The organism is Acinetobacter sp. ANC_7588 (assembly GCF_056783995.1).
In genome coordinates this window covers 72,215-90,365 of sequence record NZ_JBWYIU010000010.1, presented here as the reverse complement: position 1 = coordinate 90,365, position 18,151 = coordinate 72,215, and the positions used below count along the sequence as shown (strand labels likewise).

At 38.8% G+C, this 18,151-nt stretch carries 15 protein-coding genes and 1 riboswitch; of the genes, 4 read left to right on the top strand and 11 right to left on the bottom strand.

Annotated elements, in window-relative coordinates:
- Window positions 1-15: 15 nt before the first annotated feature.
- From AC1M9J_RS10640 to AC1M9J_RS10625, 4 genes are all read right to left on the bottom strand, one after another.
- Window positions 16-513, bottom strand: a complete 498-nt coding sequence (locus tag AC1M9J_RS10640; RefSeq protein WP_481952295.1) for a phosphate-starvation-inducible protein PsiE — start codon at window positions 511-513, stop codon at window positions 16-18.
- 160 nt (window positions 514-673) lie between these two features.
- Entirely contained in the window at window positions 674-2,455 is a 1,782-nt protein-coding gene (locus tag AC1M9J_RS10635) for an acyl-CoA dehydrogenase C-terminal domain-containing protein (protein WP_092767569.1), read from the bottom strand.
- A 169-nt stretch (window positions 2,456-2,624) separates the two neighbouring features.
- Entirely contained in the window at window positions 2,625-4,427 is a 1,803-nt protein-coding gene (locus AC1M9J_RS10630) for an acyl-CoA dehydrogenase C-terminal domain-containing protein (RefSeq protein ID WP_481589243.1), read from the bottom strand.
- A gap of 310 nt (window positions 4,428-4,737) precedes the next feature.
- Complete coding sequence (locus tag AC1M9J_RS10625) at window positions 4,738-5,364, bottom strand: hypothetical protein (protein ID WP_481952294.1); 627 nt, start codon at window positions 5,362-5,364, stop codon at window positions 4,738-4,740.
- A gap of 133 nt (window positions 5,365-5,497) precedes the next feature.
- On the opposite strand from AC1M9J_RS10625, the gene baeS reads away from it, so the two are divergent.
- Both baeS and AC1M9J_RS10615 read left to right on the top strand, forming a co-directional pair.
- Window positions 5,498-7,159, top strand: coding sequence for a sensor histidine kinase efflux regulator BaeS (baeS, locus tag AC1M9J_RS10620; protein ID WP_481952293.1), 1,662 nt, complete (start codon window positions 5,498-5,500; stop codon window positions 7,157-7,159).
- 18 nt (window positions 7,160-7,177) lie between these two features.
- Window positions 7,178-7,864: a response regulator gene (locus AC1M9J_RS10615; protein WP_092767563.1), complete on the top strand. Its 687-nt coding sequence runs from the start codon at window positions 7,178-7,180 to the stop codon at window positions 7,862-7,864.
- A 148-nt stretch (window positions 7,865-8,012) separates the two neighbouring features.
- On the opposite strand, the gene AC1M9J_RS10610 is transcribed toward AC1M9J_RS10615, so the two are convergent.
- From AC1M9J_RS10610 to AC1M9J_RS10580, 7 genes are all read right to left on the bottom strand, one after another.
- Complete coding sequence (locus AC1M9J_RS10610) at window positions 8,013-8,687, bottom strand: DUF6988 family protein (protein WP_481952292.1); 675 nt, start codon at window positions 8,685-8,687, stop codon at window positions 8,013-8,015.
- A 122-nt stretch (window positions 8,688-8,809) separates the two neighbouring features.
- Entirely contained in the window at window positions 8,810-9,178 is a 369-nt protein-coding gene (locus tag AC1M9J_RS10605) for an MmcQ/YjbR family DNA-binding protein (protein WP_481591707.1), read from the bottom strand.
- A 69-nt stretch (window positions 9,179-9,247) separates the two neighbouring features.
- The gene (locus AC1M9J_RS10600; RefSeq protein WP_481591708.1) at window positions 9,248-10,693 is read right to left on the bottom strand and encodes a protein adenylyltransferase SelO; all 1,446 of its coding nucleotides are present in this window, start codon (window positions 10,691-10,693) and stop codon (window positions 9,248-9,250) included.
- Window positions 10,694-10,841: 148 nt separating this feature from the next.
- Entirely contained in the window at window positions 10,842-12,008 is a 1,167-nt protein-coding gene (locus tag AC1M9J_RS10595; RefSeq protein WP_035265557.1) for an acyl-CoA desaturase, read from the bottom strand.
- A gap of 231 nt (window positions 12,009-12,239) precedes the next feature.
- The gene (locus AC1M9J_RS10590; RefSeq protein ID WP_481596044.1) at window positions 12,240-12,953 is read right to left on the bottom strand and encodes a glycerophosphodiester phosphodiesterase; all 714 of its coding nucleotides are present in this window, start codon (window positions 12,951-12,953) and stop codon (window positions 12,240-12,242) included.
- Window positions 12,954-13,092: 139 nt separating this feature from the next.
- A complete protein-coding gene (locus AC1M9J_RS10585; protein ID WP_481952291.1) occupies window positions 13,093-13,677 on the bottom strand; it encodes a cob(I)yrinic acid a,c-diamide adenosyltransferase in 585 nt (194 codons plus the stop codon).
- A 96-nt stretch (window positions 13,678-13,773) separates the two neighbouring features.
- Window positions 13,774-15,621, bottom strand: coding sequence for a TonB-dependent receptor plug domain-containing protein (locus AC1M9J_RS10580; RefSeq protein WP_481952290.1), 1,848 nt, complete (start codon window positions 15,619-15,621; stop codon window positions 13,774-13,776).
- A gap of 37 nt (window positions 15,622-15,658) precedes the next feature.
- Window positions 15,659-15,874: riboswitch (cobalamin riboswitch) on the bottom strand.
- A 142-nt stretch (window positions 15,875-16,016) separates the two neighbouring features.
- On the opposite strand from AC1M9J_RS10580, the gene AC1M9J_RS10575 reads away from it, so the two are divergent.
- Together AC1M9J_RS10575 and trpB are read left to right on the top strand one after the other, a co-directional pair.
- Entirely contained in the window at window positions 16,017-16,661 is a 645-nt protein-coding gene (locus AC1M9J_RS10575) for a phosphoribosylanthranilate isomerase (RefSeq protein WP_035265546.1), read from the top strand.
- Window positions 16,642-17,886 carry a tryptophan synthase subunit beta gene (gene trpB / locus AC1M9J_RS10570; RefSeq protein ID WP_481952289.1) on the top strand — a complete coding sequence of 415 codons (1,245 nt, stop codon included), beginning with the start codon at window positions 16,642-16,644 and terminating at the stop codon, window positions 17,884-17,886. The genes AC1M9J_RS10575 and trpB overlap by 20 nt, the downstream gene beginning before the upstream one ends.
- Window positions 17,887-18,151: the final 265 nt, after the last annotated feature.

Sequence of the window (18,151 nt, the reverse complement as noted above, 5' to 3'; positions counted from 1 at the left end):
CTAAACCATCTCTATCTAAGCCAACTCATCATCTTCAGGGCGTGGTGTTTTTCCAAATGGTAAAGGTTTATCTTGGTGTTTATCTCTGATCACTGATGGAAAATTCCAAGAAGCAAAACGCACGACCAATATAGCGAATGCTAGGATTAAAATTGATCCTGTAATAATGACTAAATCAATATCAGCTTTATGGTCATGTTGAATATCTGAAATTAACAGACGTGTCAGGGCAGTGATGGCGATATAGATCAGAAATCTGACGGGCATATGATTGGTCTTAAAATAAATACCTACCATCGCACCTAGCTCTAAATAGATAAATAACAACAGAATGTCATCAATCGTTGCATATTGTTTTACCGTAAGAATATCAATCACGGTATGTCCTGCAGACCAAATTACCATGCAGCCAATAATAAAGAGCGCAATATAGTGGAAGCTCTCTACTGCTAGATTTCCAAAACGATCTAATAAGGATTCGATTTTTTCTACGCTAATATCTTTTTTACTCATGACATCTCCTCCTCTGAAAAAACCTGATGGTTTCATTGGAGTGATGCAAAATTCATGCTCATCTTACGCCTAAGCAGGGAAGACTATTATGAGTTGCTTTGAAAATAAGCAAATTTCAGATAAAAAAAGCCTGAAGAATCAGGCTTTTTTAAGATAAAACTTATGATTGATTTGTGAAGTAATCTTCGCTAAATCCCATCACGATTTCAGAGCTAGCTTTGATGCGAGCTAAACGTGTATTTAATTCAGGTAAAACGCGTTGGATGTAGTAGTTCACCAAAGATAATTTGTTCTCATAGAACTCACCTGATTTTTCACTCGCAGCTTTAGCAATTTTAGCAAACATATAGGTAAAGCTGAGTAAGCCTACCGCATGTAAATAATCCACCGCAGCAGCATTCGCATAATCAGGATTTTCAGCAGCACGTTCAAGAACAACTTGTGTAATCGATTCAAGTTCAGTTGCAGCATCAAGAGTGGCATCTTTGATGTAATTTAAGTCCGCATCTAATGCATTTGCAAAGTCACGAATTTCTTCGATATATTCTGCGATGAATTGACCATTACATTTAATCGTTTTACGACCAATCAAATCTTGTGATTGAACGCCGTTCGTGCCTTCATAAATTTGTGAGATACGAAGATCACGGATACATTGTTCCATACCCCATTCACGAATATAGCCGTGACCACCAAAGACCATTTGGGCATCTAGTGTCGCATTGAAAGCAGTGTCTGTTAAATATGCTTTTGCGATTGGTGTGAGCAAAGCAACACGATTATTTGCTTTTGCAACTGCTTCTGGATCTGTCGAGAACTTTGTAATGTCAAGTTGTTGACCTACATATACTGCAAATGCACGTGAAGCTTCATTGTTCGCACGAGCATTTAAGAGCATACGACGTACATCACCGTGTACAAGAATACTATCAGCAGGTTTATTCGGAGATTTCACACCTGTTGCACTACGACCTTGTAAACGATCAGTGGCGTATTGAGCAGCATTTTGATAAGCAAATTCAGAAGCGCCTAAACCTTGGATACCCATGGACAAACGTTCATAGTTCATCATCACGAACATTGCAGCAAGACCTTCGTTTTCTTTACCGACTAAATAGCCTTTTGCACCGTCAAAGTTCATCACACATGTTGCAGAGGCTTTGATCCCCATTTTGTGTTCAATAGAACCAGGGCCTACAGGGTTACGATCACCCAAGGTACCATCTTCATTCACTAAGAATTTAGGTACAATGAACAGAGAAATACCGCGTGAACCAGCAGGAGCATCAGGCGTTTTTGCTAATACAAGGTGAATAATATTTTCAGCTAAATCATGGTCACCACCGGTAATAAAGATTTTCGTACCCGTGATGTTGTAAGTACCATCTTCATTACGTTCGGCCTTAGTTTTAATAATGCCTAAATCAGTACCTGCGTGAGGCTCTGTGAGACACATCGTACCTGACCATTCACCTGAATAGATTTTAGGAAGATAGGTTTCTTTTTGTTCTTGAGAAGCATAGCTATTTAATGCCATACCCGCACCCACAGAAAGAAGTGGGTAAAGCATAAATGATGGGTTGGTTGCAAAAAGCATTTCATCTGCAAGCACAGTCAGCATTTTTGGCATGCCTTGACCGCCCCATTCTTCGTCAGCACCTAAGCCAATCCAACCACCTTCTGCATATTGTTGGAACGCTTCTTTAAAGCCCGCTGGTGTGGTAACAGATCCATTATTATAAGTTGCGCCTTCTTCATCACCTGTGCGATTTAGGGGAAGGGTTACGTTTTGAGCGAATTTAGCCATCTCTTCTAAAATAGCTTCAGCTGTCGCAGCATCAATATGAGCTAAATTCTCATTTGATTGCCAAAATTGTTCAGCTTGAAATACATCATTCAAAATGAACTTCATATCTGTAAGAGGCGCATTATAGATTGGCATTTTCGTTCACCTTTTTTTGTTTAAATATCTTTAGTTCTTAGCAGTCTATCGAAGCATATTAGGACTTGTTAGACGACTAAAGGTTAATATCTCGAATTTATTTATAAAGAAAAAGGACGGCCAAATCTATGACTGTCCTTTTTCTTTTACACATATTTAATATGGATCATTAGAATGCAAAATGTTCAGCATCCAAAGTCATTAATGGTTCTAATCCACCTGCAATTACGTCAACATGTGAGCGAACGCGTGGAAGGATCTTCTTGAAGTAGAAGCGAGCTGTTGTGATTTTCGCATTGTAGAATTCAACTTCAGTTGAACCTGCTGCAAGTTGTTGTTGAGCAACTTGAGCCATGCGAGCCCATAAGAATGCTAGCGTTACATAACCAGAGAAGTATAGGTAATCTACTGCAGCAGCACCGACTTCATCAGGGTTTTGCATCGCGCGCATACCGATCTGCATAGTTAAATCGCCCCATTCTTTGTTGAGTGCAGCCAAAGGTTCAACAAACTCTTTCAAGTCTGCATTATCTTTGTTTGCTTCAGCGAATTTGTGAATGATTTTAGTGAAATCTTTCAACATCGCACCTTGAGTTTGCAGTACTTTACGACCTAACAAATCAAGTGCCTGAATTTCAGTGGTACCTTCATATAAGCAAGCAATACGTGTATCACGAACGATTTGCTCCATACCATGCTCTGAAATGAAGCCGTGACCACCAAATACTTGTACGCCTTTGTTTGCAGCTTCATAACCAACTTCAGTTAAGAATGCTTTAGCAATTGGCGTTAATAATGACAGAATATTATCTGCAAATTTACGTTCTTCTTCAGTCGCGCCTTTCTCAACGATATCAGCATAGTGAGCAAGGTAGTACACTAGAGCTCGACCACCTTCAGCAAATGCTTTTTGCGTTAAGATTAAGTTGCGAACTGCTGGATGCACAATAATTGGATCTGCTTCTTTTTCAGGTGCTTTAGGACCAGAAAGTGAACGCATTGCTAAACGATCTTTCGCATATGCCAAAGCACCTTGGAAAGATGATTCAGCAGCAGACAAACCTTGTACAGCTGTACCAATACGTGCAGTGTTCATGAAGGTGAACATTGCATTCAGACCGCGGTTTTCAGGGCCAATCAAGTAACCTGTTGCACGATCAAAATTGATCACACATGTTGCGTTACCATGGATACCCATTTTATGTTCAATCGAACCACAACGAACAGCGTTGCGCTCGCCAACTTCACCATCAGCAGTTAAGTTAAACTTAGGTACGATGAATAATGAGATCCCTTTTGTTCCCTTAGGAGCACCTGGTAAACGCGCAAGAACGATGTGAACAATGTTGTCCGCCATGTCATGCTCACCAGCGGAAATAAAGATTTTCTCACCTGAAATTGCAAAACTACCATCTGCATTAGGTTCAGCTTTTGTGCGGATAATACCAAGGTCAGAACCTGCATGAGATTCTGTTAAACACATGGTACCTGTCCACTCACCTGAAATCAGTTTTGGTAAGTAAGTATTTTTTTGCTCTTCCGTACCATGGTGCTCAATTGTACGAACTGCACCATGAGATAGACCTGGGTACATACCCCATGCCCAGTTCGAAGAGCCGATCATTTCAGAAATGATAATGCCTAAAGAGTTTGGTAAACCTTGACCACCATATTGTTCTTCAGCAGCTAAAGATGGGAATCCTAATTCTACATATTTTTTATATGCTTCTTTGAAGCCTGTTGGAGTAGTAACTACACCATCATTCCAAGTACAACCTTCGCGGTCACCTACTTGGTTGAGTGGAGATAATTCGTTTTCACAGAAATCTGCAGCAGCTTCTAAATATTGATCAACCAACTCACGGCTTACGTTTTCTTGGAATGCAGGGAGTTTTGAAAAGTGTTCTTCAGCATTTAATAATTCATGCAAAACGAATTGCATATCACGTAAGGGCGCTTTGTATTGTGGCATATCGGGTTCCTCAATACTGGTTAAACCAGATTTATAATCCTAATAAAAAATGTCGTGTCATCTACGACACCTATTTTGTTCTATTACATCGTGCAATAAGTTATTGCTTGGTACAAGTTTTATAGCCATATTCTGTGTGACTGTAAAGTCAAAGAAAAAATATTAATTTTGGCTAAGTGTTTAGAGTATAAAGTTTTTTCGTGAATTATATGTGAACAGAATAGTCAAAAACGTAATAAGTTATGACATAAAAAAAGGCGCAACATGCGCCTTTTTAATATTCAATCACTTAGTAGTGCGTTGAATTGAATTATGCGGATTTTTTTAAGTCTGGTTTAACGAGTGGTTGATTTGGTTTGAAATAAACTTTACATACACCGTTGATAGTCTGTTCACCCACTTTGATTTGAACTTTTTTACCGTCAGTTTGTCCATTGCATGCTTGAAGTTTTGCATTTTGACTAACTTGCTGTTGTATCAAACGTTGATCAAATTTTTGAACAAGCTCAGCACGTTTGGCATCTGTGAGCGGTTCACCTTTTTGTGAACGGTTAGCTTGGGCCGAAGTTGGCTTTTCAGCTTTAAATTGGGCACGTGCTTGCTCATGCATTTTTTTCATATCAGCACGATCCGCTATGAAACGGATATGACAAGTACCATCAATATTTTGTTTATCAGTTTTGATTTGAACAGTTTGACCTACAACTTTGCCGTCGCATGCTTGACGAATTTGCTGCATCATCGCTTTACGGTCAGCACGCGCTTGTTTGAATTGCTCGCGTTGTTCAGGTGTTAAACGTTCTTTATGATGATGTTTTTTATCAAAGTGACCCTTTTTAACTTCTTGAGGTGCTTGAGTTGTTGTTTGACATGCAGTAAGTGCGCCCATACTGATTAAACCAGTGGTCACCAATACAATTTTGTTCATCGCTTTCATTATGTTTATCCCCAAAGTTGTTTGGATTCGGTATAGGTAAAGATTAAATAATAAAGATGAAGAAACAATGGAGAGTTTTTTGAATCAGTGTTAGATACAATACTGAAAAACGAAGAAATAATGTGAGTTAAATTTGAATATACGTCGCGTACCAATCGCACTACGCTTATTTTTTACAGTACTGTTAACGACATTGCTCATTACGACGGTTAGCTTAAGTGTGCTGCATTGGACGATGCAAAAAAACTTCACCAAATATGTAGCTGATGTAGAAATGCAAAAGCTTGATCATCTGATCGATAATTTAGCGGGCGTATTCTCTGTTTATCAGGATTGGGGAAATGCCGTTCAAGCTCAGATTTTACAAATTGAAGGTGAAGCTGCACCCGATGATTATGATCGACTATCACGTTGGTGGTTACGTCGCCAATATGATATTGCATTGCAACAGCGTTATTTCAAAGAGCATACATTAATTAGTGAAATTGAGTCACAAAGAACGCAAACTATTAGCCCTGAAGAGCTGAAAGTCTTAGAAGAAAATTTACCTTCTGCATTTCAGCCATTTGAAGGATTGCGTTTCCCATTAAGTTCAAATCAGAATCAGACAAGAACCACGAACAGTTCTGATAAATCACATGAAAATAAGCTTTCTAGTTTGAGAACTTCTGAATACCAGCAGGGCAAGAAACTATTTATATCTATGTCTGATCACTTGGGTTTAAGTTCTAGACTTTCCTTATATGATGCAAAACAACAGTTTATCTTGGGGGAACCATCAGAGAATATGGTGTCGTATCGACCGATCACAGTTGATGGCAATATTGTGGGGTATCTCGGGCTAAGACCTGTTTTAGATCAAGATGATGCTTTAAGTATTAATTTCTTTAGCAATCAAAAGCGTTATTTATTTTTAATATATATTCTGACATTTATTTCGAGTTTGGTTGCTGCCTTATTATTAGCAACTTATTTTAGAAAGCCAATTCAACGCTTATTAAATGCAACACGAGAATTAACCAAAGGAAATTTTCAGCATCAGGTGAAAGTAAATCGTAACGATGAGCTTGGCGATCTTTCGACTGAAATTAATCAGTTAGCTGTGATTCTAGATCAGCATGAAAACTCTAGAAAGCAGTGGGTTGCAGACACTTCGCATGAGTTAAAAACGCCGCTGGCTGTTTTGCAAGCACAAATTGAAGCAATGCAAGATGGAATACGTAAACCAACGCCTGAACATTTTGCTTCAATGTTGGCACAAGTTTCGAGTCTGAAAAAATTAACACAAGATTTGGCTGCGTTAGCACAAGCTGAAGCACAACAACTCAATTTTGATTTCAATGAAATTGACCCTTGGAGTGTCGTGTTAAATGAGATTGAAAATTTCAAACCTAAATTTGAACAAGCCGATCTCACGATTAGCGCAGAGGGGCATGGAACGAAATTACAATTAGATGTAGATCGTTTTAAACAAATTATGGTCAACTTACTCGGTAATACTATTCGCTATACGGAAGCCGGTGGAAGAATTAATGTGCATACGATCGAAAACGATAAGACTTGGTCGGTGATTGTTGACGATAGCCCATTAGGTCTTACTGATGAGCAATTGGCTCATTTAGGTGAGCGTTTCTATCGAGCGGATGATTCTAGAACACGTAGTACTGGCGGAACTGGATTAGGTCTAGCATTATCGTGCAAAATTGCACAAGGCATGAAGGGCTCCTTGAAGTTTGACCACTCACCATTGGGTGGATTGCGCTGCATCCTCACATTTCCAAAGAAATCGTTTTAAATTGAAGAAGGGTGACATATGAAACATGTGATGCTGGTTGAAGATGAAGTAGAACTTGCTCAATTGGTGCGAGATTATCTTGAAGCAGCTGGCTTTGAAGTCAGTATGTTTCACGATGGTCAAGAGGCTTATGATAGCTTTTTACAACGTAAACCAAGTCTAATGGTTTTAGATTTGATGGTACCTCGTATGGATGGTCTCACGATCACCCGTAAAGTCCGTGAGCAGTCTGATTTGCCTATTATCATGGTGACAGCACGAACGGAAGAGATTGATCGTGTACTTGGTTTGAATATGGGGGCGGATGATTATGTTTGTAAACCATTTAGCCCTAAAGAGTTAGTTGCTCGTGTTCAAGCAGTGTTGCGACGTTTAGATCGTAAAGCAGAACCTGAAGAAAATAATTTATTCCGTATGGACAAAGGTCAACAACGAATTTGGTATCAAAACAAATCTTTAAATTTGACACCTACAGAATTTCGACTTCTTGAATTATTTTTAGAACACGTAGGTCAGGTGTACTCTCGTGCGCAATTATTGGATCATATCAACCCAGACAGTTTTGAAGTGGCAGATCGTGTGATTGATAGCCATATCAAAAACTTGCGCCGTAAAATCTCGGATGCCGCGGAAACAGGTAATCGCCATGAATGGGTTCAAGCTGTTTATGGGGTGGGATATCGTTTCGAATATCCTGAAGATTGATTCTTTGTGATAAAAAAAAGCGAATCTAGAAGTTCGCTTTTTTTTGGTGCGTTGGTTTTGGTTAGGGTCTCTACAATTGGCCATTTCATATGCAACTTTCATGTAACTTTGTTAGGATATGAGCTTATTAGAGGTGGCTATCGTATTTTTATTGAAAGTAAGCTTCGACTCTAGCTTTTACTATAGGATCAACATCATCAACCATATAAAAGCAATATCTATATTTTTCGATCAAAACACTAATATATTTTTGTTTATCAGGAACTGTGTGCTTTAACATTATCTGTGCAGCTACGGTTATTAAGTTATTTGATTGGCGCATCAAGGTGATCAGCATCTCATCTTCATATCCCATAACATCTCTAGTAAATGACTGTTTTCCAGTATGTACTATGGAGTTAAGTTGCTTCAAATGATATTTTTTGAAATCACAAAGGGTCTGAATTATTGGCTGAGCAGGTAAGTTTGCAGCACCAAGCTTATCAAGCATTTCAGAAATCATTGGACATGTGTCGAATTCAAATTGCTCTTCAAATGTGTAACTAAATTGCAATTTTGATATTTGATGATTACTTGCAAGAAATAATAACCAATATGCTCTGACTACAGCTTCAAATTGTGATCTAAGTAGAATCATAGCTTGTGTTGGTAGATTTGAAGATAATAAACCACTTACTCCAAGCCCATGCTCAAATGAGATGTAAATACATTGTTTAACTAAGTCCAAACGCGGCCCACAATTGATAATGTCACTATTAATAATTTCTTGTTTTAGCTCTAAGATCATCTGAGTTGATAATCCAAAAAGTTGTTCTATATCCATAATGAATATCGTACTCATAGAGTTGTAATGATATAACCCAAATATAGAATAAGTTTTTCGTATTACTACTATTTATTAATTTAGCGTAATTATTGTTATAGAAAAGCAATTTTTAACTTTATTCAAATGACTCTGAGTAAAGCGATATGCTTTTGTTCGGCTTTTTTAAGGTTCGATACCACAAGATTATAGGAGTTGGAGATCAAATCTTTGATAAGCTCTTCATCCAATTCAGATTCATCATAGATTGAAACCCAGTGTCGTTTATTCATGTGCCATCCAGATCGAATATAAGGATAAATATCTTTTAACATATGTCCACGATCTGGTTCGACTTTTAAATTAATCGCAGCTTTGCCTTGTAAATGAAATGCGAGCAAAAAGACTTTATCCATAATTTTATAAACATCACATCCCTCACCAAACGGTTGACTGACAGTGACTTCAGGAAGTTTTAAAGCTTGTGATGCTGCCAATTGATGTAAATGCATAGTAAAAACGAATGGGTATTGTGGATAATGATTAAATTATCCACAGAATGAGAGAGGTTTGTGAATAACTTATGATGAACAACTGACTTGAATTTCAGGGACGTCGCTAGCTAAAGGGCCTAAGTCTTCTGGTTGTTCAAGATGTTCTTGTTTGGTGTATGGTGTTTGAAGAAGTTTGAACAAGCGATCAACTTCAGAGAAATCATCACGTTCAGCAAGTTCAATTGCTTTCTGTGCCATATGGTTTCGTAGAACGTAGTGTGGATTGGCTGTTAACATCGCTTGATCGAGATCGTCAGTGTCTTGATTTTCCCGTATTGAGAGATATTGGTGAAGAAACCGCTCAAATGCGATACGATCAAGGCAATCATCTTTGATTTGTTCATACGCTTTATTCTGTAAACGAATAAAACTTTGGGTGTAATCAAGTTGTTCTGTTTGTAAAATATGTAGAAAAGCCATACCACAATCAAAGCTATCTTTATGAAAACTTGGTAATCCCATTTTTTGACTTAAACCAAGTTTATAGTGTTCCAGGAACGTTGGTTCATAGTGCTCTAAACAGTAAGACAAGTCTTGTTTCCATTGCTCTCGATCATAATTTTCTGGACAAAGATGAATGAGACTATTTAACCAAGTCCATAAATTCCAGTGCCCGATACTCGGTTGGTTCTGATACGTATAGCGTCCTTGGTAATCAGAATGATTGTTGATCCAATTAGGACGGAAACGCTCCATAAAACCATAAGGTCCGAAATCTAAAGTTGAGCCGGTAATATTCAGGTTGTCAGTATTCATGACCCCGTGCGCAAAACCAATCAGTTGCCACTTGGCGATCATGATCGCAGTACGTTGAATGACTTGAGTTGCAAAAGAAAGAACAGGTTGTTCTGTCTCCAAACATTCAGGGTAGTGCCATTCAATGCACTTTTGTGTAAATTCTTGCAGTAGATCTGGCTGAAATTGATTAATCCACTCAAAGTGACCTAAGCGAATATGTGTATCACACGTACGCAACATCATCGCGCCACGTTCAAGTTTTTCTCGTTGTACACCTTGATCTGATGATACAAAACCAATCGCATTACTGGATTGAACACCTAGGGCATTGAGGGCGTGTCCAGCCAAATATTCACGAATAACGGAACGTAACACTGCACGACCATCGCCTCTCCGAGAATAGGGGGTAGAGCCAGCACCTTTAAGATGTAAATCGACCGTGTTGTTATTTTGATCCAGGATTTGAGCAATGAGTAAACCGCGACCGTCACCAAGCTGTCCAGCCCATTGTCCAAATTGGTGACCCGCGTATACCATCGCCAAAGGTTCAAACTCAGCAAAAGTTTTTTGCCCGCTACAGATTTCTACCCAGTTCATCTTATCTTCTTGAGTCCACAGTAACTCATCTGCAAGTGCTTCATTAAAATGACCAGGTTTAGCCCCTTTTAGAGGAAGAGGTTGTTGATGATGATACAGTCGAGCAGGTAGTGTGTTATAGCGAGAATTGAACTGCATATAATTTTTCAAAATGTGATGAACAACTTTGACTATAGCAAAATTCGATACATAAAACTGTGACTGCTACATTGGAAATGGTATCGAAAAAATAAAAAAAGCCCCGATCAACGGAGCTTTGGAGTAACTGAAGAGTCTCTTGAATGAGTTATTCAGATACTGGTGATTTCTTTAAATTACGAACCAATAAGTTCAATGTCTCTCTATGATGAGATAAACGTTGTTCAACCAATTGGAATTCAACTTTCAGTTTGCTATCCATTAAGTGAATTTTTTCAGCAACAGCTGCTTTTTTGGCATTAATTTCTTGCTCTTTAAGCTTCGCCCAATCATTTAAAGTTTGCGTAAATGCTTCATATTCTTGAGCAATTTTTGTTTTAACTGTCACGATATCATCATTCACGTTATGGCCGTAAACAGCGAGATCTTGTTGCGCATATTTAAACTTCATTGCAAGCTCAGCTTTTTTAATATTAAAGCTTGGAATACGTCGTAAGTTTTTTGCTAGCCCTAGTTTTGAACACGTCCAGATCAACCATTTAGTTGGGTCGTATTGCCACCATTTTACGCCATTGCGATAGTCGTATTGGAAGATATGATGGTAGTTATGATAACCCTCACCCCAAGTCGCAATAGCAAGAACAAAGTTGTCACGTGCAGTATTTTCATCTGTGTACGGACGTTTGCCCCACATATGGCATAGCGAGTTGATAAAGAAAGTCACATGATGGCTTAAAATTAAGCGCATTAAACCACCCAACAATAACACTCCCCAGACATCACCAACTGCCCATCCAATAGGAAGAAGAATAGCGGCATGAACGACAATCACGAGAGGGATGTAATATTTATCTTGGAACATGACAATTTTGTCAGCCAATAAATCAGGGGCGTTTTTGTAATTTGCTTCAGCTGCTGGATAGTTGCGTAGCATCCAACCGATGTGCGCGTACCAGAAGCCATTGTTAATTGAGTAGGGATCTTTTTCTACATCATCAACATGACGATGATGGGTACGGTGACCTGAGGCCCAATACAAAATGCTGTTTTGTACAGCAAAGGTTCCCATAATCATTAAAATGATTTTGAGTGGTACAGTCGCTTCATAAGCACGATGTGCCCATAAGCGGTGATAACCTGCGGTAATGCCAAGACTGCTCAGACCCAACAGCGCAAACATGCTGATCCACGCAGCAAGCGAGAAATCATGATGATAAGCATAAAGTGGAATCGCAATAACGGCGACAATAGGTAAAAACACCAATGCAAATACTGCAATCCAGTTGATTGGGGCTTTGGGTAGGGGAGCATTCATCTCCAACAGCACTCCTAGAACCTTTAATAGGTTAAAACTAAATCCACTCACAAATTTGTGAGGTTAGACTCGTTAATACTAACATGGGCGAACATGTGTTCACTAGCATTATTGTACAGTTGTATTGTTTAAACCGTAACAGAATACATAATTGTATAAATTCGACTTTGGACGAATTTCAAAAAATAAATTAGAGAAAAATAATCACTTAAAGCTATGAATTTAAATATATTATAGGTGAGACATCATTAACTTGGGATAATCAGTAATTAAGCCTTGGACTCCTAAATCCTTAAGCTGTTTCGCACGATCTATATGATTGACTGTCCAAATACTAATATTTAAATTTGCGGAAAGTGTGGATGCAATGATCTCATTTGTAGCAAGTTCGTTCATCCAACCAATTTGACAACATTCAAATTTCAAAGCTTGATCAATGGCTGCATGCTTTATATCGGTTTCAACCAGTAATCCACGCTTAAACCTTGATTTTTGCTTTTGAAGGGCTTGATGAATTTTAGGATCGAAACTGGTGATAATGGCTGAATCTTCAAAGCCAATTAATTGTTGATCTAAGGCATCGACAATTTTTTCTGCGGCCTTTATCGATTCAACAGCTTTGACCTCAACTTCAATATGATTAAAATTATGAATAATTTTGAGGGTTTGGTCGAGTAGCGGTGTAGTTTCGACTTTATTCCATTCAGACCACGTTACGGCATGATTATACTGCGCTAAATCTTGCTCATCACATTCGTATAAATGTTTAGCTTGGCCCGTAGTACGAATAAAGTCATCATCATGCATCACGATCAGAGCATTATCTTTGAGTTGACGAACGTCAAATTCTACAGCGCGGATACCAATATCTTGAATATATTGAAATCCACCGAGGGTGTTTTCAGGTGCTTCCCCACGCGCACCACGATGACCAATTATTTTCATAAAACACCCTGAAATTTCAGGGTGATTTTAGTGCTAAATCATGAATGAAATATGACGATTTTAAATCAAAATTTTGATCAAAAAAGCATTTTAAGTGGATGGGTCAATCAACATGAAGACCTTTTTTACACTTTTAAGGTCAGGGCTCAATTGTCTCATTGATATTCTTTTGCCAAAGCACTTCTGAGCCACCTTCAGCACGTTGTAAGGTACGAGATGCGACGAATAACCAATCAGATAAGCGGTTCAAAAGTTGTAATGATGTGGCTTGGATATTTTGATCACGTTGATGGACAGACATCACGCTACGTTCAGCTCTACGGCAGACAGCACGTGCTTGATGTGCAAAGCTACAGACCAAAGTTCCTGCAGGAAGGATAAAATCCTTGAGCATAGGTAATACTTCATTCATGCGATCAATATCTTTTTCTAAGAACTCAATTGATACTTGTTGAACCAAGTTAAAGCCCGGGATACATACTTCACCGCCTAAATCGAATAACCAGTGTTGTATCAGGCCAAGCGTATTGTCCCAAACGGATTTATCTGTAATGGTACTGATCGCTATATGCGAGCGAAGGACGCCGATCACTGCATTGAGCTCATCGACATCTCCCAAAGCATCAATACGTAAATCATCTTTAGGTACACGTGAACCATCGCCTAGTCCGGTAGTGCCCGTATCTCCCGTGCGGGTATAAATTTTACTTAAACGGTGACCCATGTTATTTCCTTAATATTCAGATATCGCAATTTAAAAAGGATAATGCCACAGCTGTGACATTATCCTCAAAAAGTATTTAGCTATAGGTTGATGAAATTAGTACTTGAACGTAACACCAACGGAAGCTTGGCGACCACCATTGATGTAATAAATACCATTCCCACTAGAGTATTCAGTTTCATATTGAACATCACCAATGTTTTCAATATTAGTGAATAGTTTAATATTGGGGTTTATATTCCAGTAAGCATTTACATCGATGGTTGCATAACCAGGATTATTGTATTGAGTGCTGTAACTTTTAGACTTAGAGCTACCAACTATAGAAGTGCTAATTCCGTAAACCTCATTTTGTAAGCCTGCTGATAGTGTTGCTTTTTTACGAGGGCGCTTTTGCAAATCTTCATCTGTTTCTACATTTTTTGCTTGCACATAAGCGTATGAAGCATTTAAGAATAAATCATCTGTATTCCATTTATAAGAAACTTCACCACCTGTAAATTTAGACTTATTTACATTTATGAGGGTGCTATTTTTTGAAGTAATCAGATTGTCTACTTCATTACGATATACAGATAAAGAAATTAAGGAGTTTTCTGTAACTTTATGATCTAAACCAACTTCATATGAAAAGCCTTCTTCAGGTTTTAGGTTTGGGTTGCCACCCCAATTTTTTGCATATAAATCATTCATACTTGGTGCTCTAAATGAGCTACCAATATTGGTATAGATACTTATAGATGGGCTAAAGTGATATCTTACAGCCCCTTGACCAACGGTATGTGAGCCGAAACGTTCATCATCTTCTAAGCGAATGCCAAATTGCGCATCGATATTATTTGCTTGGTATTGATGTTGAGCAAAATAGCCTGTGCTGTTTTTTTTACGACTATATTCAACATCGTACATAGGATCCCAATCACTTTTAGATAAAATATCTGCTTCAATATTTTTATGAGTTACCCCCATTAGAATATTTTGAGAAGGTGTGAATTGCCATTTTCCATAAACTTCAGCTTCTTTAGAGGTATTGTGAACAAAGTCAGGCTTGTCCATTTGGTCTAAATCATCTTTAAACTGTGATAAACGGGCATTTAATTCAAGATCTGATGTGATTTTAACCTTACCCTTTAAGTTCACAATTTCATTTTGAAAATCTTGGGAAACTAAATTGCCGTTTAAGTTGTAAGCACCATTTCCTTCATTTTGGGTGTAATCTAAAGATGCAGAAAAAGCTTCTTTGTCGACACCAAATTTTGCGCTGTATCCTTTTTGATCATATGCATATTTTTGATTACTGTTGCTTAATACTTCAGTGCCATCAGATTCTAAACGTTGACCGCGAATTTGTGCATACAAACCATTTTCAGCAAAGTCGGCACCTACAATTGATTTATAAGTTTTGTTTTCACCAATTTCGCCTGTAACAAATGCACCTGTTTTTACCGGTGTTTTAGATACAAGTTGTATGACACCACCAATAGCATCAGTACCATAAAGTACAGATGCCGGTCCTTTAAGAACTTCAATTTGCTTCAGGTCTGTTGTGTCAATAAATTGAATTGATGCTGAACCCTGAGAGGGTGTATTTAAACGAACACCATCACGCATGACTAAAGTATGGTCAGACTCAGTTCCACGTAAAAAAATAGAAGCTTGCTGTCCATATCCGCCAGTCTGAACCATATTGATTGATGCATCATTAATTAATAAGTGAGGTAAAGATACAATAGGGGATTGATCTAAAACTTTAGGCTCAATAATTGAAATCCGCGCAGGCACATTTTCAATATTTTGTTCACTACGAGAAGCTGTAACCACAATCGTGCTTAAAGAAGATTTTGCAGAAGTTTGAGCTTCAGTCGTTGCTGTTACAGACGTTGAAAAACCCATCGCAATAGCGATTGCACCAACCAAAGCTGTTGGTTGACATTGAATAGACATAACGTGCTCCATACATTCACTTCCCCGTGAATGATTGAGTGGAAGAACACAACAAGCAGGTATCCGGACTCAAATGTAGTAACTGGATTACTTACATTTCCACCTTCCCACATATGACATGCAGTGGTGTAAATCTCTAAAAATCAGAAATCTATTGAGAAATGCTTTTCATTTTTTACCGTTGCGGGGGCAGTGTTGGATTTTCACCAACTTCCCTAAAGCGATTGCTTTGACTTGTTGCAATTTGAGCGCAGTATAAAGAGCGCTTCTCATTTAAACAATCTTCACACCGAATATTCTGAGTGAACTTTACGCAAGATGAAAAAATTGCTTTACAATGAAGCGCCCAAAAATGATAGATCGGCTATGATGAGGGTGGATTAGAGCTAGAATAGATGCGAACTCGTGCAAAAATATGTGGGATTACCCGATTAGAAGATGTCCAAGCTGTTGTGCAAGCTGGTGCGGATGCCATAGGATTTGTGTTTTTTCCACCAAGTCCAAGACACGTAGATGTTGAGCAAGCATCACTGTTGGTTCAAGCGATTCCTGCTTATGTGCAATCAGTTGGGTTATTTGTTAATAGTTCAGCCGAAGAGATCCAAAACATACTTAAAAAAGTCCCTTTAGATATTTTGCAGTTTCATGGCGATGAAAGTCCAGAACAGTGCAAACAAATTGCTCAGGCAGTGGGTCGCCGCTGGTATAAAGCAATTCAAGTAAAACCAGAACTAGATATCGTTGAAGAAATCAATAAATATCAAAAGTTTGGTGCGAGTGCTGTGTTGTTGGATGCATGGCATCCAGATTTAAAGGGCGGAACAGGCCACAGCTTTGATTGGACAACATTTCCAAAATTAAATATTCCATTGATCTTGGCAGGAGGACTAAACCCTGACAATATCGAGCAAGCAATTCTTACAACACAAGCATATGCTGTGGATGTGAGCGGCGGTGTAGAGTCCGCAAAAGGTATAAAAGACCAACAACTCGTAGAACGCTTTATGCAAGGAGTCCATCGTGGATCAGCAAACCGTTAATCAACAAGATCAAGTGATTGACTATACCCAATACCCTGATGCAAAAGGGCATTTCGGTATCCATGGCGGACGTTTTGTGTCAGAAACTCTAATGGCTGCACTAGAAGATCTAGAGCAACTGTATTTCCGAATGAAAAATGACGAACAGTTTTTGGCAGAATTCGACCGTGACCTCGCTTTTTATGTAGGTCGTCCAAGTCCGCTTTATTATGCTGAGCGATGGTCAAAGGAGTTGGGGGGTGCACAAATCTATTTAAAACGAGAAGACTTGAACCATACTGGCTCCCATAAAGTAAATAATACGATTGGTCAGGCTTTACTGGCGAAGTTATCAGGCAAAAAACGTATTATTGCTGAGACTGGTGCAGGTCAACATGGTGTGGCAACAGCGACCATCGCAGCGCGTTTAGGGCTTGAATGTGTTGTATACATGGGTGCAGATGATGTGAAACGCCAAGCGATGAATGTATATCGTATGCGTTTATTGGGCGCGACTGTTGTTCCTGTCGAAAGTGGTTCTAAAACATTAAAAGATGCCATGAATGAAGCCATGCGTGATTGGGTAACAAATGTCGATTCTACCTATTACGTGATTGGTACAGTTGCAGGTCCACATCCATATCCTCAATTGGTACGTGATTTCCAATCGATCATTGGTCGTGAAGCACGCCGTCAAATTCAAGAGCAAGCAGGTCGTCTACCAGATGCATTGGTTGCTTGTGTCGGCGGTGGTTCAAATGCGATGGGCTTGTTCTATCCATTCCTGAATGATCAAGAGGTGAAAATGTACGGTGTTGAAGCTGCTGGTTACGGTATTGAAACTGGCAAACACTCTGCTCCATTAAATGCTGGTCATGTTGGTGTGCTGCATGGTAACCGTACTTATCTGATGTCAGATGCGCAAGGTCAGATTATTGAAACACACTCAATTTCAGCAGGTTTGGATTATCCTGGTGTAGGCCCAGAGCATAGCTTCTTAAAAGATATGAAGCGTGTTGAGTATGTTCCAATTAATGACAATGAAGCATTACAAGGCTTCCGCGACTTAACTAAGATTGAAGGTATTATTCCTGCGCTTGAAAGTTCACATGCCATGGCATATGTTACAAAACTTGCTCAAACCATGGATAAAGACCAAATCATTATTGCGACGGTTTCAGGTCGTGGTGATAAAGACTTGATGACTGTTGCACGTATTGATGGCGTGGAAATGGTGGATATGTAATTCACCCTTTAAGTCTCTCCCTTTGGAATGAGAAGCACTGCTTCGTAAGGGGAGAGGTGCTATTTAGAAAATCGCATTTAAGCCATTGGATGCGATTTTTTTTATGCGCTCTAGAAAAGCTAAAACATTTTCCTAAAATTTGATTTTTGGATCGGCGACATGGATGTCGTCTGTATTTCTGTGATACAGGGAAGTATCATCAGAAATACAAAATGATTTTGTTAGTTTTACCGAAAAAAAAGTAAGGCAGTTTGGAGTGTGAATC